20 protein-coding genes and 1 pseudogene are annotated in these 19,484 nt (G+C 36.4%); 12 read left to right on the plus strand and 9 right to left on the minus strand.

The features are described from left to right. The first annotated feature begins 214 nt into the window (after positions 1 to 214). The 6 genes from KFZ58_RS02595 to KFZ58_RS02620 all read left to right on the plus strand — a co-directional run bounded on the left by KFZ58_RS02595 (position 215) and on the right by KFZ58_RS02620 (position 5,208). Positions 215 to 610, plus strand: coding sequence for a GntR family transcriptional regulator (locus KFZ58_RS02595; RefSeq protein ID WP_235793304.1), 396 nt, complete (start codon positions 215 to 217; stop codon positions 608 to 610). Beyond that, positions 603 to 1,292: an ATP-binding cassette domain-containing protein gene (locus KFZ58_RS02600; RefSeq protein WP_235793305.1), complete on the plus strand. Its 690-nt coding sequence runs from the start codon at positions 603 to 605 to the stop codon at positions 1,290 to 1,292. The genes KFZ58_RS02595 and KFZ58_RS02600 overlap by 8 nt, the downstream gene beginning before the upstream one ends. Further along, positions 1,289 to 2,128 carry a hypothetical protein gene (locus tag KFZ58_RS02605; protein WP_235793306.1) on the plus strand — a complete coding sequence of 280 codons (840 nt, stop codon included), beginning with the start codon at positions 1,289 to 1,291 and terminating at the stop codon, positions 2,126 to 2,128. Before KFZ58_RS02600 ends, KFZ58_RS02605 begins: the two co-directional genes overlap by 4 nt. A gap of 10 nt (positions 2,129 to 2,138) precedes the next feature. Next, positions 2,139 to 3,365, plus strand: coding sequence for a hypothetical protein (locus tag KFZ58_RS02610; protein WP_235793307.1), 1,227 nt, complete (start codon positions 2,139 to 2,141; stop codon positions 3,363 to 3,365). 122 nt (positions 3,366 to 3,487) lie between these two features. Continuing rightward, a complete protein-coding gene (locus tag KFZ58_RS02615) occupies positions 3,488 to 3,715 on the plus strand; it encodes a YczO family protein (RefSeq protein WP_235793308.1) in 228 nt (75 codons plus the stop codon). A 218-nt stretch (positions 3,716 to 3,933) separates the two neighbouring features. Beyond that, the gene (locus KFZ58_RS02620; RefSeq protein WP_235793309.1) at positions 3,934 to 5,208 is read left to right on the plus strand and encodes a glycosyltransferase family 2 protein; all 1,275 of its coding nucleotides are present in this window, start codon (positions 3,934 to 3,936) and stop codon (positions 5,206 to 5,208) included. A 15-nt stretch (positions 5,209 to 5,223) separates the two neighbouring features. Here the strand turns inward: KFZ58_RS02620 and KFZ58_RS02625 are convergent, their stop codons facing one another. From KFZ58_RS02625 to KFZ58_RS02640, 4 genes are all read right to left on the minus strand, one after another. Beyond that, complete coding sequence (locus KFZ58_RS02625) at positions 5,224 to 6,342, minus strand: DegT/DnrJ/EryC1/StrS family aminotransferase (RefSeq protein ID WP_235793310.1); 1,119 nt, start codon at positions 6,340 to 6,342, stop codon at positions 5,224 to 5,226. Position 6,343: 1 nt separating this feature from the next. Continuing rightward, positions 6,344 to 7,822: a nucleotide sugar dehydrogenase gene (locus KFZ58_RS02630; protein ID WP_235793311.1), complete on the minus strand. Its 1,479-nt coding sequence runs from the start codon at positions 7,820 to 7,822 to the stop codon at positions 6,344 to 6,346. Continuing rightward, on the minus strand, positions 7,785 to 8,756 hold the full coding sequence (locus tag KFZ58_RS02635; protein ID WP_235793312.1) for a glycosyltransferase family 4 protein: 972 nt from the start codon (positions 8,754 to 8,756) through the stop codon (positions 7,785 to 7,787). Before KFZ58_RS02635 ends, KFZ58_RS02630 begins: the two co-directional genes overlap by 38 nt. 81 nt (positions 8,757 to 8,837) lie before the next feature. Then, positions 8,838 to 9,959 (minus strand): glycosyltransferase, encoded by a 1,122-nt coding sequence (locus KFZ58_RS02640; protein WP_235793313.1) that lies wholly within the window; start codon positions 9,957 to 9,959, stop codon positions 8,838 to 8,840. Positions 9,960 to 10,215: 256 nt separating this feature from the next. Here KFZ58_RS02640 and KFZ58_RS02645 point away from each other — a divergent pair, with 256 nt between their 5' ends. From KFZ58_RS02645 to KFZ58_RS19440, 5 genes and pseudogenes are all read left to right on the plus strand, one after another. Then, positions 10,216 to 10,974 (plus strand): SDR family NAD(P)-dependent oxidoreductase, encoded by a 759-nt coding sequence (locus KFZ58_RS02645; RefSeq protein WP_235793314.1) that lies wholly within the window; start codon positions 10,216 to 10,218, stop codon positions 10,972 to 10,974. A gap of 27 nt (positions 10,975 to 11,001) precedes the next feature. Further along, complete coding sequence (locus tag KFZ58_RS02650; protein WP_235793315.1) at positions 11,002 to 11,964, plus strand: dTDP-glucose 4,6-dehydratase; 963 nt, start codon at positions 11,002 to 11,004, stop codon at positions 11,962 to 11,964. A 56-nt stretch (positions 11,965 to 12,020) separates the two neighbouring features. Continuing rightward, positions 12,021 to 13,106, plus strand: coding sequence for a non-hydrolyzing UDP-N-acetylglucosamine 2-epimerase (wecB, locus tag KFZ58_RS02655; protein WP_235793316.1), 1,086 nt, complete (start codon positions 12,021 to 12,023; stop codon positions 13,104 to 13,106). 75 nt (positions 13,107 to 13,181) lie between these two features. Next, positions 13,182 to 13,619: pseudogene (locus KFZ58_RS19290) on the plus strand (transposase); the annotation flags it as partial. After that, positions 13,576 to 13,911 carry a transposase gene (locus tag KFZ58_RS19440; protein WP_502654443.1) on the plus strand — a complete coding sequence of 112 codons (336 nt, stop codon included), beginning with the start codon at positions 13,576 to 13,578 and terminating at the stop codon, positions 13,909 to 13,911. The pseudogene KFZ58_RS19290 and the gene KFZ58_RS19440, both read left to right, overlap by 44 nt. A gap of 36 nt (positions 13,912 to 13,947) precedes the next feature. On the opposite strand, the gene KFZ58_RS02665 is transcribed toward KFZ58_RS19440, so the two are convergent. The 4 genes from KFZ58_RS02665 to KFZ58_RS02680 form a co-directional block, all read right to left on the minus strand. Continuing rightward, on the minus strand, positions 13,948 to 14,970 hold the full coding sequence (locus KFZ58_RS02665; RefSeq protein ID WP_235793317.1) for a D-glucuronyl C5-epimerase family protein: 1,023 nt from the start codon (positions 14,968 to 14,970) through the stop codon (positions 13,948 to 13,950). A gap of 118 nt (positions 14,971 to 15,088) precedes the next feature. Next, a complete protein-coding gene (locus KFZ58_RS02670) occupies positions 15,089 to 16,318 on the minus strand; it encodes a glycosyltransferase (RefSeq protein ID WP_235793318.1) in 1,230 nt (409 codons plus the stop codon). Positions 16,319 to 16,450: 132 nt separating this feature from the next. Continuing rightward, positions 16,451 to 17,131, minus strand: coding sequence for an acyltransferase (locus tag KFZ58_RS02675; RefSeq protein ID WP_235793319.1), 681 nt, complete (start codon positions 17,129 to 17,131; stop codon positions 16,451 to 16,453). A 16-nt stretch (positions 17,132 to 17,147) separates the two neighbouring features. Next, on the minus strand, positions 17,148 to 18,068 hold the full coding sequence (locus tag KFZ58_RS02680) for a glycosyltransferase (RefSeq protein WP_235793320.1): 921 nt from the start codon (positions 18,066 to 18,068) through the stop codon (positions 17,148 to 17,150). A 135-nt stretch (positions 18,069 to 18,203) separates the two neighbouring features. On the opposite strand from KFZ58_RS02680, the gene KFZ58_RS02685 reads away from it, so the two are divergent. Next, positions 18,204 to 19,145: a Gfo/Idh/MocA family protein gene (locus KFZ58_RS02685; RefSeq protein WP_235793321.1), complete on the plus strand. Its 942-nt coding sequence runs from the start codon at positions 18,204 to 18,206 to the stop codon at positions 19,143 to 19,145. Between the two features lie 124 nt (positions 19,146 to 19,269). Here the strand turns inward: KFZ58_RS02685 and KFZ58_RS02690 are convergent, their stop codons facing one another. After that, on the minus strand, positions 19,270 to 19,482 hold the full coding sequence (locus tag KFZ58_RS02690) for a hypothetical protein (protein WP_235793322.1): 213 nt from the start codon (positions 19,480 to 19,482) through the stop codon (positions 19,270 to 19,272). Between the last annotated feature and the right edge of the window lie 2 nt (positions 19,483 to 19,484).

A 19,484-nucleotide genomic window follows, 5' to 3' on the forward strand; every position in this document is an offset into this window, starting at 1 on the left:
CATACTTGGTGACAGGCACCACCCGAATTTTGTCGAATTGTTTTTATTGAAAATATTTATTTTGGTGTATTGACATCTCAGTGTATTAATCATATAATACAGCATAAGGTTGTATTAACAGATTAATACATGAATTTTTTTGCTGATGGTGTATTAAGCGCTTCATACATAAAAAGATCAATCACATCTAAGAAAATATATAGGAGACGGGGCTATGACTATGAATTTTAATAATCGGGATCCTGTGTATGTACAGGTTGTCCGTCATTTTAAAGAACAGATTGCTACGGGTAGCTTAGAGCCTGGCGAGGAAATTCCGTCACGGAGAGAGCTGGCAAATAGGCTGAAGATTAATCCAAATACCGCACAGCGAGCATATAAAGAAATGGAGGAACTGGGATTGATTCATACTGAGCGGAATAACCCTAGTAAAATCACAAAGGACGAAAAAATCCTTGGATCTGTACGAGAAGAACTCATCATAGAAGCGGTGGATTTTTTCGTGTCATCCATCCGTACGATAAATGTTCCGCTTGATGAGATAGTGGGATTAATCCAAGAAAAATACACAGCAGCTGAAACAACGAATAGGGGGGATAAGCATGATTGAGGTTAAAGAAATCACGAAAAAGTTTGGCCGAAAAAACGTATTGAATGGTGTTTCATTCACAGCAAATAAAGGTGAGATCACATGTTTAATCGGTATAAATGGTGTGGGCAAAACAACGATTTTGAATGCGATTATGGCGCTAACTCCAATTAACAGTGGTCAGATTCTCATGAATGAAGAAAAAATCAATAAAGACAGCTACGAAAAAATCACTTTCATTCCTGATGCCATAACAATGCTGCCGCAGATGCGGATCTCGGATGCGATACAATTTATGCAGGATTTTTATCAGAATTGGAATCAGGAACGCGCAACAGAACTGCTTAGATTTTTTAGACTAAAGGAAAGTGAGCGGATCTCGGATTTATCTAAAGGGAATACAGCTAAAGTAAATCTGCTGCTTGGGCTGGCGCTGGATGTTGATTTCTTATTAATGGACGAACCGTTTTCCGGGATAGATATTTTCAGCAGGGAACAAATTGCTGAGGTGTTCGCAAGCCACTTAGTGGAAGATCGCGGTGTGATTATTACCACCCATGAAATTAATGATATCGAGCATTTAATAGATAAAGTGGTGTTGCTTGATAACGGGTCTGTTTTAAAAGACTTCAACAGTGAGGAAGTCCGGGAAACTGAGGGGAAATCCGTCGTTGATGTGATGAGAGAGGTGTATCAGACATGAATCGGTATTTAAAGTTAGTTCATTTTGAATTAGGTCGTTTTATGAAAATTTATCTTGTACTTATTGCGATCACAATCGTTTCGCAAATTGCCGGTGTGATTGTAAAGTCAAGAAGTTACTTAAGTGATGCAAATAAGGCAATCTATGAAGATCTAATACCAATGGAGCAATTTTTGGAGCAAACGGGACCAATGAGTATGATACAGATAAACCAAAGTATATGGTTCATGGGCCCGATTGCATTATGTATTGTAGCGTTACTCTTCTATTGTTTTTTCATTTGGTATCGTGATTGGTTGGGGAAAAACACATTTATTTATCGCTTGTTAATGTTGCCAACTGCTCGTCTCAATGTTTTCCTGGCAAAAGCTACTGCAATATTTTTAATGGTCTTAGGCTTGGTATCACTACAACTTATCTTATTGCCGATTGAGAGTACAATTCTTAAATGGATCGTGCCAGTGGATTTTCGGATGGATATGGCAATCGGAGAAATTATTAACACCTCCGTAAATGGTGTGTTGCAATTATTGATCCCTCAAAGCTTTATCCAGTTTGTTATCAATTACGGAATTGGCTTTATGGCCGTATTTGTCCTATTTACAGCTATTTTGTTTGAAAGAAGCTTTCGTTGGAAGGGAATTCTGTTAGGAGTCATATATGGTGTTTTAGCATTTACTGTTTTCCTGTTACCTATCATATTGGAGCTGTTTTTCCAGATTAATTATCTTTATCCTGTCGAATTGTTGGTGGTGGAAACGATATTAGGAATCTTTGTCATCGGCGTGACGATTTGGATGAGCAATTACCTATTAAATAAGAAAGTAACTGTGTAGGGGGATGAGAATGAAACGTTATTGGAAATTAATCGGCATTGCAGTCGTTGTTATGCTTACAATCGGGACGTATTATGTTCAATCGGCTGTAGCAGGTAATGAATATCCTGAATTTGGGTTTGAACATAAGAGTGGCGATAAGGAGGAAGTAAATGACCTTATCTTAGATGCAAATTATAGAGAAGGAACACCAGGCGGTAAACCCTTGAAAATAACAGCAGAGGAAACGGTATATGATGACGAACAGTCTTATTTTGATCGTTTAAATGGTTTTTACCCTTCTCAGATAGAAAAACTTCAAAAAGAAAATCGAGGTTTTATGCGTGGCAAAGAAGCAAGGCCCTCACAGTTTTATGAGAATGAATCTATGTTGATTTATGCAACTGTAAGTTCAGATTCCACTAGTTCCAAGAATGGTGACTTCGCATTTGATATTGAGATGTTAAAGAAGGATTCCAATGAGACGACGGCTTTTAAACTAGGAGTTCCAGCGTCAGAAAACATCCAATCGATGCATGTTAATGATATTCAGGTTGTTAATGGAGAAATGAAAATTATTACGGGTAACTTTTCCGGAATGGATCCAACTGGTTTTAATACCCTAGAGGAAGTGCATGTATACGATGTGGATGTCGCTAATCAGGAGATAACGAATGACGAGGCCATCTTAGCCAAGCCTGAGCAAAACAATGCAGACGGTGCTCAGAGTAATATAATCAATAATGCAGCAGATGCGGATTCAACTGAATTTATGCTTATTAACTTTGATTATATGAAAAATGTGGGACATGGAGATGGAATTTCTTACTCAGAACAAGCGGGGAGCGAAGTAATTGCTTTTAATCTTGAAACCAATGAACAGGAGCAACTCGATTTACCAGATGAGTTACAGAATTTGGCCCACACAGCCGTATTGCATGATTCAGAAATTTACTTTAGTACGGTGACGGAGAATGGTGTTGAGATAGTTGCCATTGATATAGAAAGTAATGACGTAGAAAATAGGATCATGGTGGATGTGCCTGAAATGGCTGAAGAGAACACGGGTGGTTTAAACACGAAAATAAAGGATGACAAAATGTATCTAGCAAGTTCCTATAAAACTAATGACATGCAGGCAACGATTCTGGTAGTTGATTTAAATTCTGGTAATATTTTATATGAAGGAACAATTGAAAATCAAGGCGAGATACAAGTGGATTATGAATTGAATATTTTTGAGATTATTAAACAATGAATTTCACATGAACAAGGGTCTGTTTTCATAGGCTCTTGTTTTTTCACTTTTATAATAGATCGATGTTTATACAAACCGTAAAAAGGTTATAGATTTTAAAACGGGAAATTGAGGTGATATAGATGAGGAATCATGATGAAAAATCGCCAAATAAAGATCAAAAACATAATAAGGCAAAAAATGAAATAGAAGAAAGAACTTCTTTAGACGAGTTTGAAGAACAAATTCATGCAGATGACGTTCCACTTGAGGATCTGAAAATAGAACAAAAAGATGAAAAGAAAAAGTTTAAATCAAAGGACGCTTCACAAAGTGAAAGGAAGATTAAGAGTAAGCTGGATGACGAATAGGAGGGGGCCCGCGACCGCACTTGAGCAATTGCACTGCGTGATAGGAAATGTGTAGTTGTCTTAGTAGATAAGCCGAGTCACTTTATTGTCATGTAACATAAATTAATATAAATCGATACAAGTCTTGTTGAAGATTTAACCCATGAATTTACTCTTATAGGAAGCTAGTTGATCACTGGCTTTCTATTTTTTTACCATTGAAGAAACGGGGGCCCCACATGTTGAAAGATATAACCGCTATTTTGATTCATTATAAAGATCAGGCAGTATTGAATAAGGCTTTAACTTCTTTAGAAAAAATCACTTCCAGATTAAAATCTATTATCGTTTTGCAAGAGCGAGAAAATCCTTTACGTCATGAATATAATTGGTCTGCCCCGATTCAGTATATTCCGATCGAAGGTAATGATGTGGGTGAAACAATGAATCATACTATTGATAGAATTAACAGTTCCTATGTATTATTTCTCCAGGAAACAGACTACCTTTCTCCTACGATACATGTCGATTCGCTTCAGCTTTCCGAGCCAACAGCAGTTTTAGGAACCTCATATCATAATCAGAACATTGTTATCCATCATCCGTTGCTCGTTCGAACTTCATTTCTTAAAAAGCAGCCCTTTTTGTCAAACCGCCAGTTACCATTCAATGAAGCACTTTTTCCTGCCTGGCTTTCAGATGTAGAAAATTCTATCATAAGCTTTAAAGAGGATCTTGTGAGGCGAACAAGGAAAAATACTTCTACTACTACCCTAGAAAAACAAAAAGTTTTGCAGAAATATCAATTCGAAAAAACTAATACGAACCATCCAAGCCTTTCCGTTGTCATTTCAACGTATAATATGGAAAAGTATGTGGAAACTGCAGTTGTTTCCTGCTTCCTGCAAAATGAACAATTGGACCAGATATTAATCATGGATGATGGATCAACAGATAACTCCTACAGACGACTTAAATGCTGGGATGACGGGAAGCATGTGATGGCATTCACCAAACATAATGGTGGCAAGGCAAGAGCGTTAAATGCGTTATTGCCTCACGTTACGTCTGAATTTGTCTTGGAACTGGATGCGGATGATTGGCTCGATTCTGATGCTGTATCGGTGATTAAAAAACAGCTATCACAACTTCCTGAGGACGTTTCGGTGTTATATGGCAATCTTAGAAAATGGAAGCAATTAACAGAGGATGTCCTCTTTAAAAGGGTAGCGAAGGGGACGCATGTCAGGGGAAAAGATGATCTGCTGTCTTATCGTTTTCCTCTAGGACCAAGAATATATCGAACTTCTTCATTGAAAAGTGAAGGCGGATTTCCGGTGATTCCGTTTGAAAATGGAAGGATGTACGAAGACGTAAGTGTGTTAAACCGATTAATAAAGAACTTCCGGTTTCAGTACCATGATTTTTCTGTATATAATGTAAGAGAGCATAAGGAAAGCATCACAAAAAGTAACCTTTCCAACTGGAATGATTTTATAAAAACGCTAAAATAATGGAAGAGAGCAATGCTATTCATTGCTCTCTAAAAAATGTTTTATTGTTGAAATGATATAATTTTGTTGTTGAAAAGATAACATAGGGAAAATAGGAAGTGCCAATATCTTTTCGGCTGTTTTCTCTGCAATTGGAAAATCGCCTTTTTTATAATCAAGATAATGGAAAGCCTGCTGCAAATGCAGGGGAATGGGATAATAAATAGCCGAGGCGATGCCGTTATTTTTTAATTCTAAAGCTAATTCATCTCTTTTATCTAATTCAATACAGTATTGATGGAAGGTATGTTCTCGGTTTTTTGAAATTGGCACTGTAGTTAAGAGTGACTTTAAGTTTTCCGTATACCTTCTGGCAATCTCTTTTCGTTTATGCAGGAAAATGTCTAAATAATATAATTTAACTAGCAAAATAGCTGCCTGAAATTCATCCAGCCTGCTATTCATCCCAATTGATGAATGCTGGTATTTATTTTCACTTCCATGATTTCGAAGTTTTGATATTCTTTCATAAAGTTCTGGATTATTGGTTGTCACTAAACCGGCATCCCCAAATGCTCCAAGGTTTTTCGACGGAAAGAAGGAGAAGCAGCCAATATCACCGATTGATCCCACTCGCTTTCCATCATATTCTGTGCCAATAGCTTGGCAGGCATCTTCTATAACCCTCAAATTATAATTTTTTGCGATCGCCATTATTTCCTTCATATTAGCGGCCTTGCCATATAGATGTACGACAATGATAGCTTTTGTGTTTGGGGTTATCGCCTCTTCTATTTTCGAAGGATCAATCGCATACGTTTCTTCTTCAATATCAACGAATACTGGCCGAGCTCTTGTTTCTGCAATTGCCTCTCCTGTTGCAAAGAAGGTAAATGGGGTAGTGATTACTTCATCGCCGGGGCCAATGTCTAACGCCTTTAGAGATAATTGCAGGGCATCTGTACCGTTTGCTACCCCGAGCCCATAAGAAGCGTCAACATATTCAGCCACAGCCTTTTCCAGTCTTTCTCCTTTTTCCCCCAATATATAATCTCCACTATCCAGGACTTCGGTTATCGTTTCTAATATGGGGGATCTTATTAATTTTAATTCTTCTTTTAAATCAACCATCGGAATCGCTTTAAAATTTGTCATGTTAATTTCTCCCTATTCCTTCATACTTCATACCCAGCTTCGATATTTCATTTTTATTTAATTTATTCCTGCCATCTAAAACGAGTTCGCATTTAATAAAGCGACTGAAGTCTATCCTGCTGTATTCCTGATGAAAAGCTTGAAGGATAATTCCTTCTATTTCGGAAACAAATGGATCATCTAACGATAATGGGTTAACACCAAACGCTTTGATCTCATCATTTGTATATAATGGATCGTTGACAAACACGTTTGCTTTTTTAGATTTAAGTTGCTCAATGAGCAGTAAAGTTGTTGATTTTGTGGTTTCTTTGACATTTTCTCTATAGGATAATCCTAAAATAAGGATATTTTTATTCTCTAAGGAGGAGGGCTCTATCCCTATTTCCATTTTTGAAATGGCGTGATTTGCCATACTGTCATTAATTTGCCTGGATAAAGAGGTGAGTCCCTGATCCATCCCTTTATTGATGAAAAAGTAAGGATATATTGGAATGCAATGGCCCCCAACACCAATTCCGGGAGAATGTAAATTGGAGTAGGGTTGACTATTACTTGCCCTTATTACTTCTGCCATATCGATGCCTTTTTCTTCTCCAAACGTAGCAAGTTCATTAGCCAGTGCAATATTTACATCACGGTATACGCATTCGGCAACCTTTGAAAATTCGGCTGTTTCTAAAGAACTTACCTCTATAAGCTCACAACCAAGAGCATTTTTATAAAAGTTTGCCGCAAGCTCAAGGCTTTTCTTATTTATTCCACCAACCACTTTCGGATAGCTTTGCAAATCCTGAATAATTCGATTCGAGTAAACTCTTTCGGGACTGTAAGCTAGGTGGAAATCCCTTCCTATACGCAACCCTGAAACTTCTTCTATTTTCTTCCCGAACCTATTTTTGGTGTCACCTGGAGGAAGTGTTGTCTCGAAAACTACCAAAGATCCTCTATTTAATCCTTTGCCTATTTCTTCAACGGCTAGATCAATCAATTTGTAGTCTGTATTGTTTTTTTCGTCAATTAATACGGGAACAATAACAACGATTATACCGGATTTGGCAACAGCCTCAGATGTTACTGTAGTGGCTGATAATGTCTTATTTTTGTGCGCATCTAAGACCAACTGATCCAAACCTGGCTCATTGTTAATATGAGATATACCTTGATTTACGGACGAAACGACATCTTTATTTATGTCTGCTCCGACAACGTTGTACGCCTTGTTGGCAAAAACTGCAGCTAAAGTAAGTCCTATTTTCCCGAGGCCAACAACAGCTATATTCGATAATGATGTACTATGATTTATCATTATTCTTTCAGCCCTCATTTCTGTGGTTATTAAGAAGATTATTTTATAGTTTATGGGAAAATAAATTAAAATGATTGGACTTTTCACTAGGTTGCTTTCTTTTCGGAAATTGTTGTTTAGGATTAAATCAAAGTTATAAATTCTTATAAATATCAATATATTGATCTGCAACAATCGGAGCGTGATGGTATGTTTCGATGTACTTTCTGCCTTTTATACCAAGCTCATTCCATGTTTGCGGATTTTTTAAAAGATTTTTTAATACGGTTGTTATGGTATCAGGATTTGCATTTACGATAGGTAATTCTGCAGGGTATTTTGATACCAAGTCCTCGCGTATATAGCAAATGACGGGTTTTCCAAAAGACATAGCTTCTGAGCTGATATAACCGCTGGCACCAATTCTTAACTGATCTATAACGATATCTGATTTGGAAAGAAGATTTTTGGCTTCATCATTGGAGACTCCTTCGATTAACCTAAATTGAAACGATAACCCTGAACGTTTCAATTCGTTTATAGCATTTAATATAAATTCGGTTCCTTTGATATTACGTGAAGTGGGGGCGTGTACAATGAGAGGGGGTGTTTTTTTTATAACTGGATAATGTGGTATATACTTATTGACGTCAATGGTGTGTGGGATAACGTGAACATGTTTATAGGAATTTTTAATATAGGGTTCTAATTCATAATCTTGGACAATCGCATGATCGATATATTTTGATAAGAGGGATACATTTTTATATATTTTATCTTCTGTCCATTCGGGTTTTACCCTAACATAAGGATTATTTCTTTTAGCAACCGAAAGAAGTCGAATGTCTGAACCGTGATGATGAACAACCATCTTCTTTCCAGCACGTTTCAACATTTCCAAGTCGCTTTTGTCAGAGAAAAATGTTTCACCAAAATGAAAATGAAAGATGTCATACTTTTCCATAGATTCGATTAAGAAATGTTTTATTTTGTTCGCTCTTTCCTGACCTGACAAGGAATTAAGCTTTAAACAAATATCAGGTTTAAATTTAAAAGGATGTTCATCAAAGTGGCAAGATGTAGATTGTACGCCTTTTATTCGCAATTCCTTAGACAATTCAATCATTGGAGAACCATAAGGTATATGCAATACTCTCAAAGATATCTATCCTTTCGTATATATTTGTTCTAAACTATAGAAGTAATTTCACATGTCTTTAGCGAGTTGATTATAAACGGCAAATAGGCGTTTTTCCATATGTTCCCAGCTATACTTGGTTTCTATTATACTTCGTGCATTCAGACTCATCTCTTGGATTTTGTTTCTATCAGATTGAATATGAACGAGAACTTGAAAGTAATCCTGAGCGGTCGCTTGTAATTTTTTAACAATATATCCACAATAATACGTTTGAATAAATGTCTCCATATCCTCGCATTTATTTACTATAACAGGGACGCCATTATTCAAATAACTGAAGAACTTATTAGGCATAGCAAAACGATTATTCAGGGAATTAGCAGCATCTAAATCTATCCACCCTATATCAACATCTTTCATAGCTTCAGGAATAGATTCATAGCTTACCCAGCCAGTATAATGGACTTTATCTTTTAAGTGAGAGGGAACTTTTTGGTTAAAATCTTTTTCGGTGTCCTTCGCTCCTCCGATAATTTTGACCTTTAGATTAAATTTTTTATTGCACATATCCAACACGCTCATTAATTTCCGAAAATTACCCCTTTTTTGGTTTAACACACCTTCATATGCTAGGAGGATGTCAGAATTACTCCCCTTTTTGGGAGTGAATTCGGTTGCTAGTGGAGGAGAATTATAAATCACTTCTACAGGGAGATGTGGATCTAGCGAGAGATACCATGATTTTATTGAATTTGATACGGTTATGACATAGTCTAATTCTATTAACATAAGTTCAAGCATTTGTGTTTTAATTCTTTGTGTTTTTATGGGTTGATCTATTAATGGGTCAGGTTCTAATTCATGGCTATCATAGATTAATTTGCTGTGTTTCCCACTTGCCGTTAAAGCCCGTTTGATTCCAATACCTGAATATAACGAAAAAAACTCATGTGCATGGTAAAAATCAGCCTTCTGTTTAATACCTATCTGTGTTAATGGATCACTAAAGCGAGAATAATCTCCAGAACGAAGATTATAATAAAGATTTTTGATATTTTTTTCTGGATATATATGTTCATATGTAATTACTTTTATTCCTTCATAAATAAATGTCTGCGATAGGAACTTTTCCCTAAAAACACTCCCATCCGTATCAAACAGATAACCATCTTTTCTAGGAACAATCATCGTTACCTTATACCCTTGTTTCATCAAGCTTTTGGCCTCTTTTTTAAAGATTCTGGCATCTAAAAATGGATGTTCAGATACTAAAAAGCAAACGTCTCGGTCCATCATCATCCTCCCAGTAAGAAAGTATTGCAAAAGGTATTGGTTAGGATACCTAATAATAATGTATTAACAACATTCCGGTATTATTCATACAATAAATGAAAATGCCTTTCTGCTTAAGTAAATAGCAACGGTATGTTGGGAGGAGACAAAAGTGGATTTAAATCTTAAAGAGAAAAAGGTGTTAGTGACTGGGGGGACAAGGGGAATTGGGAAGGCAATCGCTAAAGCCTTTCTAGCTGAAGGAGCTCAAGTTGGGGTTGTAGCTAGAAATAATGCGGAACTTTTACAAACAAAGGAAGAATTAGGAATACACCAAGTCTACCGGAAGGATCTTTCAAAACAGGAAGATAGAGAACAGTTAGTGAATGCATTTGTTAATGATTTTTCGACCATTGATGTCCTTGTTAATAGTGTGGGAGCAAGCCACGGGGGAAAAGTTTTAAACACTCCACCAAGCATATTTGAAGAAGCAATAGAGTTGAATTTCTTAGCTGCTGTTCATTTAAATCAATTATCGAGTAAATACATGATAAACAATGGAACAGGAGTCATTTTAAACATTTCATCCATATACGGAAAAGAAGCTGGTGGTGCTCCTTCTTATAATGCTTCGAAGGCTGCACTAATAAGTTTTACAAAAGCTTTCAGTTCTGAGGTGATTAAAGATAATGTTCGTGTAGTTGGAATTGCTCCAGGAGCAATTTATCATCCAAACAAAGAATGGCAACGCAGGTTGGAAATGGATCCCAATTACTTGAAAAATTATGCTCAAGATAAGATTCCTGCGGGGAGGCTTGGAAAAACAGAAGAGATTGGAAATGTAGCTGCTTTTTTAGCATCTGATAAAGCCTCATGGATTGTAGGATCCACAATTACTGTAGATGGTGGACAATCCAGATTAAATTTTTAGCTTTTTAATTGAAAGGAATGATAGAAATTGAAACGACAGTCAATTGTAAATAGCAAGGTTCTAGTTGTTGGCGGGGCCGGCTTTATCGGAAGTCATTTGGTAGATAAACTAATAGCAGAAGGTGCAAACCAAGTTTTAATTATTGATAATCTATTTATTGGAAAAAGGGAAAATTTAAACCAAGCATTAAAAAAAGGAGCAATCCTTTATGTAGACGATGCTGAAAATCAAGAAGCACTTGGCTATATATTGGAAAAATACGATATTGACATTGTTTTTAATTGTGCAACCAAACCATTAAATTATTCTTTTATCAATCCTTCCAACACTTATATGACAAATGTTCTGGTATTAAAAAATCTATTGGAACTTCAACGGAAAAAGGTATTTGACACATTATGCCATTTTTCCTCTTCAGAAGCATATGGTTCAGCTCAATACCAGCCTATGGACGAGGAGCATCCTCTTGTCCCGCATACCCCTTATGCTGCCGGAAAAGCTTCGGCTGACTTATTGTTACAATCATATGTTAGCATGTTTGAATTGGATGCTTTTCTTATTCGGCCTTTTAATAATTATGGACCAAGGCAAAACTTTGAAGGATCTCTAGCCGGCGTTATCCCGCTTACGATTAAAAAAATTCTAGAAAAGCAGGCTCCAGAAATTCATGGAGCCGGCAAGCAAACAAGAGATTTTATTTATGTGGAAGATACGGTTGATATCGCATTAAAAATTTTCCCTATCATTTCTCCTGGTGAATGTGTAAACATTACTACAGACCAACAATTATCGATTGAAAATGTTGTTAAAACTATAGTCAACGTGATGAATTATAAAGGGGAGGTTCTCAAAATGCCTTACCGAAAAGCAGATGTTCTTAGTCATAGAGGATCAGTAAAAAAATTACAAAACATGATTGGCCAATATGATAAAAAACCTTTTAAAGACGGGATAACCGAAACTGTTAATTGGATTAAAGATATGAGCTAATAACGAATGATGAATAAGGTGGATGAAGCTCTTTTTGGAAAGGGAATGAAAAGGAAATGAAAGTATTAACAGTTTTAGGAGCTAGGCCTCAATTTATAAAGTCATGTATGTTGTCAAAAGCGCTGAAATTAAATACAGAAATAAATGAAATTATCGTACACACGGGACAACATTATGATGATAATTTGTCTAACGTTTTTTTTAAACAGTTGGAGCTTCCAAAACCAGATTATTTTCTTGGGATTGGATCTGGAACTCACGGTCAACAAACTGGGAAAATGTTATCAGCGTTAGAAAAGATTATGACTTCAGTCAATCCGGATATTGTATTAGTATATGGAGATACAAATTCTACACTAGCTGGAGGTCTAGCAGCAGCAAAGCTTCATATACCAGTAGCCCATGTAGAATCCGGGTTGCGTAGTTTTAATAAGAAAATGCCTGAGGAAATTAATCGTTTAATCACAGACCATCTCTCTTATTGTTTGTTTGCCCCTTCTCAGGCTGCGATTGAAAACTTAAGAAGGGAAGGAATCGTTAAAAATGTATATCTAACAGGAGATATAATGCATGATGCTGTTCGTTACTTTTCATCTATTGCTTTAGAGAAATCTACCATCCTGCAAGATTTATCGCTATCGAAGCGTAATTATTACCTCGTAACCATTCACCGAGCAGAAAATACGGATGACCCTAAACGGTTAAAGTCTATTCTTGAAGCGCTTCAACAATTAAAAATAGATGTGGTCCTTCCATTACATCCTAGGACTAAAAGTAGAATAAATCATTTTAATTTAACTGATTCAATTACTTCTCCTCATATTAAAATAGTAGAACCCTTAAATTACTTTGATATGTTAACGATTGCTTCTCAGGCTGAAAGGATAGTAACTGATTCCGGTGGATTACAAAAAGAAGCTTATATGCTGGGTGTCCCTTGCATTACCCTTAGGGATGAAACGGAGTGGATAGAAACTGTAGAAACAGGCTGGAATCACTTAGCAGGTACAAATACGCAGGAAATAGTGGATAGTGTAATGAAAAGCCAAATTCCCAAGAAGTCCCCCTCCATATTCGGGAATGGTGATACCGCCCAAAAAATTGTCAATACTTTAGTAAACAAAAAATGTGATCTAGAATGAGGCTGGGACAAAACCCAGTAAATTGAAAAAAGCGTGGCACTCACCAATTAGGTGATGTACCACGCTTTTTTATAGGTCCAAGATAGTGTACGTATGATGTGGCTGGCTCAGGGGTATGAACCAAGTTACCGCACTATCAATCGTTTCCGCGTGCATCCAGAAGTCAAAGAAATACTGAGCCAGTGCTTTGTGCAATTTCGCTGTTAGCTGGTCCAGGAAGAACAGATTCATGAAGAAGCGATTTTTATCGATGGAACGAAGATCGAAGCGAATGCCAATAAGTTTACCTTTGTTTGGCGTAAAGCAGTTGAAAAACACAGTGCCAACCTAGCAGAGAAGTCCAACCAAATGTAGGATGAATTATTGGAAAAGGAAATCATTCCAGAAATTGAAAGGGAAAGTATGGATGAACTATCAACAGAAGAACTCACAAATGTTGTCGAAAAGCTGGATGAGAAGGTTCAGGCCTATGACAAGCCAGCATTACATAAGACAGCAACTTTTGAAAGAAAAAACGGGCAAAATTTACGGGCGACGTAAAATTGATGTGGAGCCAGTTTTCCGACTTCTGAAGGCTAATTTGCATTTCTCCCCTTTGTCCGTGAGGGGCAAAGAGAAAGTAGAAAATGAACTAGGATTCGCATTCATGGCGGTAAACTTGAGGAAGTACACCACCATGAACACCGATCAAACATCAGATAATGAAAATAAACCAAATCATAAAGGTTCCGTTCATCAAGAACCGATGATCGGAACCTTTTTTAAATTATTTTTGGCTAGTTATGTCCCAGCCCCATTTACCTGAACCGATTAGGATGAAATCACAGGGAAGCGCTATGCTTCATTTTACTTTTCCTTTTAAATACCCTTGCCATCTTAGTAAACTCTCCTTCATTTTCGGGTCTTTCTCTATTGAACTCAGTGCATCTAGTAAATGAATGTGGCCAATATGGTACTTCCAGTTTGCTACATTTGGATATCCTCCATCTGTTGTATAATGAGTCAGGTCGTATGCTGTACGATTTCCTAAATCGTATAGTGGAAGCATTCTTTTTAAAGTAATGATCCCCTCATCATATAACCATTTTGTATCTTTATCGCCTGTTATATTATATAAATCATATAATCCGATTAAAGAAAACATGAATCCGTTTAAAATATAACTAGGGGGATCTGTTGGGCATTCTTCATAGAATAGAAATTTGTTTTCAAATTTAGCCAGCACACCATTGTTCGTGGACGAGGTTTTAAAAAGTGGCTTGGCTTTTAATGCACATATACTATATTTATTATTTTTCGTCAGGAAAAATGCCCGAGATAACACCGACATCCCCATTCCTAAACCGATAGCTGAATACCACGGGGCTTTTAATTTATTCAGTCTACTCGGATAAAAATCATGATCAAATATATATGCCCAGCCACCTCGGGAATCTTGATGATTTACAAACCAATTAGCCACTTTTAAGAATTTACTTTTACTTGCTCCATCGTTGTTTTTCAAATAAAGGCTAAAATGTTGCAAGCCGTACTGAGCAATAGTAGATGGATTAAAATATTCGCCATGAGCATAAATTGTTTTTGGAATTCCTTCATTCGTGAATGTAACATTCCAGTTTTCAACCTTGTTTTTATCATAATGTAAATAATTACCTTTATAATCATAGTGTTTAATATCGGATGTCATCGCGTTGGTCACGTTCATTTTTAACGTTTTCTCTTTTTCTTTCCATTCTTTTTCGATATTGTATCCCTTTTCTATTAAAGAAATAGGTACAAATAAATCATTCCCTATCTTTTTCCCTATATCTTCAAACGTATCATGTAGGATCACTTTAATATTATCAATTGATCCAGATTCCATAAGTTTTCACCTCTTCTTATATTGTAAAAATCCTAAATAAATATCGTACACATGGGTAACACTTTCTCAAAAATGAGATGTGCGCGTTCATTTCATTCTATTAAGGAAGTAATTCACTCTAACTTTCACTTGAAAAGAGTGATTGATAAATAGTAAACAATTGCTCCTCCATATTTTCCCATGAATATATATTTTCCATTACCTTACGACCATTACTACTCATTTGTTTTAATTTACTTTTATTATCATGAAGAAAAAGGATAGCATCTGCAAAATCTTGAGATGTTGCCTTCTTTTTTTCAATGACATACCCACATTGATGTGTACGTATAAAATCCTCCATTTCATGACATTTATTCACTACGACCGGTATACCATTATTAAGGTAACTAAAAAATTTATTCGGCAATGAATAAGTGTGATTAAGGGAGTTTTCTACATCGTCTAGGTTAATCCAGCCAAGGTCAATATCTTTCATATGGTTTGGAATCGAATGATAATCTACCCATTTAGTTAACTGTATATTTCTTTTAAGATGATCCGGTACGATGATAGAATCCCCATATCGATTTCCTCCAATAATTTTAAATTTAAAATCTATTTTTTTTGAACATATTTCAGATATGCCAAAAATCATTTCTTTACCCTCTTTTTTATTATCGATGTTTCCTTCAAATCCCATTATTAACCCATTCGCATCATATGTTTTAGGTACATAGTTTTTGGCCAGTGGAGGGGAGTTATAGATCACTTCCACAGGTAATTTTGGTATTTGTGATAAATACCATGATTTAATTGAATTTGAAACAGTAATGACATAATCGACTTCTTCAAGCATTGTAAGAAGTTTTAGTTTTAAAATATTCCTGGTCTCCTCTGGATATCTGGGATCTAATGGATCTGGTGTCAATTCGTGGCTATCGTAAATTAATTTTACATCTTTCCCTTTTCTTTTCTTCATCAATCGTTTTATACCAACTCCAGCAAAAAGAGAGAGATACTCATGTGTATGATATATATCTGCATTTTCCTCGATGGCAAGTTGTGTTAAAGGATTATTAAATCCCTGACTTTCCCAAGCTGTTTCGTTACTTAAGACTTTGCTCAATGGCTTCCTGCTATTCTCTGACTCGTATGTGACAATTTTAATTCCTTCATGGGTAAAAACTTTATTCCTAAATTGATTCTTAAAAGGGGTTCCGTCAATGTCGAACAATCGTCCATTGATCCTAGGAACGACCATCGTGACATTGTAGCCCTTTTTTTGTAAGCTCATTGCTTCCTTTTTGAAAATTCTTGCATCCATAAATGGATGATAAGCAACAACCATGCAAACCTTTTTTGCCATATAATTCATCCTTTCTTGAACATGTAAATATGCTATGGAAACCATGGAAGGCCTTTACACTATCCCGTGGCTATCTCTCGCATCCGAATAATGATTTAACCTGCATTTAGTTATAAAAATTAGCTGTGCATGTCAGAAATTAATTTTCTTTGCGGGAACCCCTGCGGCAGTTATATGATCATCCAAATCCTTTGTAACAACTGCCCCTGCCCCTACAATTGTGTTATTTCCAACGGTGATATCTGGCAGTAGGGAGGCATTATTTCCAATCTTAGCTCCCTTTTTAATATATGGCCCTTTTAAGGAAAAGTTTTGAGCCCCCATATATTTATCATTCGACATGGACACACATGGTCCAATAAAAACATGATCCTCTAATGTTGTATCTCCAGTTACATATGCAAGTGTTTGAATCGTGCAGTTTTTACCTATAGTTGTGTTCAGTTCAACAATAGCAGCCCTTCCAACAACCGATTCATCTCCAATGGCAACGTTCTCTCTGATACTTGCGTGATCCCCAATAAAAACGTTTCTTCCGATAGTGGTGCCTGAATAGATGGAAGTTAAATGTCCAACGGTGGTGCCGGACTGGATCATCAGCCGAGCATTGCTTTTCGAACTCTTACGCATTCGTTGATTGGCAGCTGGTTGGATTCCTAAGACACAACTATTACCAATGGTGACATCATCCCCAATTTGAGTGCCTTGTAAAATGACGGTATGATGCCCGATTACAACATTTTCACCAATCTGCACATTTTCTTCAATAACAACATGATTACCAATCTGTGTGTTTTCTGGGATGGTAGACATATGAAAAAACTCCTCCTTACGTATGAAGTATACGTTCAATTATTTTAACCAGCTGCTTTGTTCGTTGCTTAACTGAATGTCTCTGACGAACAAAGTGGTACCCCTGTTCAGCAATTTTTTGCCGTTCTGTATCATGCGTTAAATAATATGCAGCCTTTTCTTTAAAATTAGTTTCATCTATCGGGATAAAATGAACCCCTGGTATAAAGCCAAGATCCTCCAACTCTTTAAACGTTGGGGCTAGTAGAAGTGTCTTGCAAGCGAGTGCTTCAAAATATTTTATGACAGGGTAGTTTAGAACGGAAGGGCAGGTAAAGAAAATTTTGGCCTGGTTGATTTCCTTTGCGTATGTGTGCCCAATAAGATTGATGCTTTCTTCTTTTTCACTGAATTCCCGGTAACCTGGATGATTGTGATAGGTAAAATTTGAATTACCTGTATAGAACTTCAAAATCTTTTGCCTCAATGGATAATAGTCATTAACTGCTCCCATCATTAATAAATTGATTTTCTTTTCTAATCCGAAATCCTTATATGATGCTATGTTAACAAAGTGTGGCAGCCATTCCATTTTACGTTTAAATTCCGGATACGTTTTTATAAATGTGTCCCGTACAACAGGGAACACGTAAGAAATTTTATTTTTGTATATATAATTTCTTCTGAGCTCTGTAAATCGATGAACGTCATTGACGAATATACCTGTAGGAATATCAATATGGGCGAGTCCTTTGATCATGGGGAACATTTGTTGATCTATATCATTTAATACCAATATAAAATCTGGTCGAGTAGGAATTTGTTTTAAGATATGGCTAATATGACCGGATTTTCTCCAAAAGGTTACATTCATCCTATTTGTAAGTTCCTGTTCTAAATAATGAAAGTTTTTATTCAGCTGTCTTGATGTATCTTCTGCAATAAATAATACATGCATTAAGCTTTCACCTCCTTTCTAAAAGAATCTAGTAGGACAAAAGCCAAATTTGTTTTTTCGTTATGATAGTCTACCTTGTTTCATTGTTGGCGCATAGAATACATTAGTATTTTATAAAGAGTGAGGAGATTTTTTATGAAAGTTGGTGTGATTGGAACAGGAAATATGGGAGAGAATCATGTGCGTACGTATTTGTCGATGCATGATCATTGCCAGCTTGTAGGTATATACGATAATGATGAAAACAAAAGTCAGCAGATTGCCCAGAAGTACAACGTAAAACAGTTTCAATCGATCGATGACCTTCTTCAATCCGTTGATGCTGTCAGCATTGCTGTCCCAACGGAGTTTCATTATGATATCGGGTTAGCATGTATACAACAGAATGTCCACATGTTGATGGAGAAACCTGTTACTAGTACAGTTGCTCAGGCTGAAGATTTGCTTTATAAGGCCCGTAAAAAAGGCGTGAAACTGCAGGTGGGACATATTGAGCTTTTTAATCCATTAATTCAAGTTCTTACAAAAATGTTAAAACATGAAACGATTGTTGGACTTATTTTTCACAGAATGAGCTCAGTTGATGAAAGGATTAAACATGTTGATGTTGTGAAGGATTTAATGATTCATGACCTTTATATTTTAAATGAACTCGTTAAGGATAGCGTAGTTGCATATTATGCACTCGGAAAAGTTATTGACAATATACCTAAACATGCGGTTGCTATTACTCGATCTTCAGAAGGAGTTACAGCGCAATTTACGGCAAGTTTCAAATCAAAAAAGAAGGTTAGGAACATTCAAATCCTCACAGAGGACGCTTTTATTGCAGCTGATATTTTAAATAGGGAAATCAAAATAACACATGCTTATGCAGAGAATACTTCTGACATCACCGTACCTGCATGGCAAACGATTCAAATCGACGATTCACTGCAACCATTAAACGTTCAGTTATTGGACTTTATCAATTGTATTAGGTTCGACAAAGAGCCTTCCGTTTCAGCCGAAGACGGATTAAAGGTGCTTATGATTAGTAATAAAATAAGTCAGTCCATTATCGATCACAAAGATTAGCTTTATTCAATATAAAAAAGGCAACAGTGGCTCCCCCACCTAGATGTTAGGTGGGGATTCGTTTTGGTAAATATAAAACACCCTGGCTAATGAACCAGGGTGTTCGTCCCATAGAAGGTTAATACTATGCTGCTTGAGGGAAGCGGATGAAGTTAATAGCACTTATTGCTATATATATTTTTACATTATCCCCATAGCCACTATTAACCTCGATAACTAAAACCAGTTCTGGGGTAACCGTTGAAAGAAGCCCCTCTATTAAATTACTGTCGGTAGCTATCTCAACGGTTGAGCCGATACGCGTGGCTAATTCGGCTGCAAAAGTTTCTTCAAACATTT

Origin of the sequence: Virgibacillus sp. NKC19-16 (assembly GCF_021560035.1) — a bacterium.
Lineage (GTDB): Bacteria > Bacillota > Bacilli > Bacillales > Amphibacillaceae > Virgibacillus_L > Virgibacillus_L salidurans.

What these genes read in the sequence shown, in the direction of transcription:
- KFZ58_RS02605 (WP_235793306.1), top strand. Translation starts at nt 1,289, where the DNA reads ATGAATCGGTATTTAAAGTTAGTTCATTTTGAATTAGGTCGTTTTATG.
- KFZ58_RS02670 (WP_235793318.1), bottom strand. Translation starts at nt 16,318, where the DNA reads ATGGCAAAAAAGGTTTGCATGGTTGTTGCTTATCATCCATTTATGGAT.
- KFZ58_RS19440 (WP_502654443.1), top strand. Translation starts at nt 13,576, where the DNA reads ATGACAAGCCAGCATTACATAAGACAGCAACTTTTGAAAGAAAAAACG.
- KFZ58_RS02690 (WP_235793322.1), bottom strand. Translation starts at nt 19,482, where the DNA reads ATGTTTGAAGAAACTTTTGCAGCCGAATTAGCCACGCGTATCGGCTCA.
- KFZ58_RS02685 (WP_235793321.1), top strand. Translation starts at nt 18,204, where the DNA reads ATGAAAGTTGGTGTGATTGGAACAGGAAATATGGGAGAGAATCATGTG.
- KFZ58_RS02620 (WP_235793309.1), top strand. Translation starts at nt 3,934, where the DNA reads ATGTTGAAAGATATAACCGCTATTTTGATTCATTATAAAGATCAGGCA.
- KFZ58_RS02635 (WP_235793312.1), bottom strand. Translation starts at nt 8,756, where the DNA reads ATGATTGAATTGTCTAAGGAATTGCGAATAAAAGGCGTACAATCTACA.
- KFZ58_RS02600 (WP_235793305.1), top strand. Translation starts at nt 603, where the DNA reads ATGATTGAGGTTAAAGAAATCACGAAAAAGTTTGGCCGAAAAAACGTA.
- KFZ58_RS02675 (WP_235793319.1), bottom strand. Translation starts at nt 17,131, where the DNA reads ATGTCTACCATCCCAGAAAACACACAGATTGGTAATCATGTTGTTATT.
- KFZ58_RS02665 (WP_235793317.1), bottom strand. Translation starts at nt 14,970, where the DNA reads ATGGAATCTGGATCAATTGATAATATTAAAGTGATCCTACATGATACG.
- KFZ58_RS02640 (WP_235793313.1), bottom strand. Translation starts at nt 9,959, where the DNA reads ATGATTGTTCCTAGAAAAGATGGTTATCTGTTTGATACGGATGGGAGT.
- KFZ58_RS02595 (WP_235793304.1), top strand. Translation starts at nt 215, where the DNA reads ATGACTATGAATTTTAATAATCGGGATCCTGTGTATGTACAGGTTGTC.
- wecB (WP_235793316.1), top strand. Translation starts at nt 12,021, where the DNA reads ATGAAAGTATTAACAGTTTTAGGAGCTAGGCCTCAATTTATAAAGTCA.
- KFZ58_RS02625 (WP_235793310.1), bottom strand. Translation starts at nt 6,342, where the DNA reads ATGACAAATTTTAAAGCGATTCCGATGGTTGATTTAAAAGAAGAATTA.
- KFZ58_RS02610 (WP_235793307.1), top strand. Translation starts at nt 2,139, where the DNA reads ATGAAACGTTATTGGAAATTAATCGGCATTGCAGTCGTTGTTATGCTT.
- KFZ58_RS02615 (WP_235793308.1), top strand. Translation starts at nt 3,488, where the DNA reads ATGAGGAATCATGATGAAAAATCGCCAAATAAAGATCAAAAACATAAT.
- KFZ58_RS02680 (WP_235793320.1), bottom strand. Translation starts at nt 18,068, where the DNA reads ATGCATGTATTATTTATTGCAGAAGATACATCAAGACAGCTGAATAAA.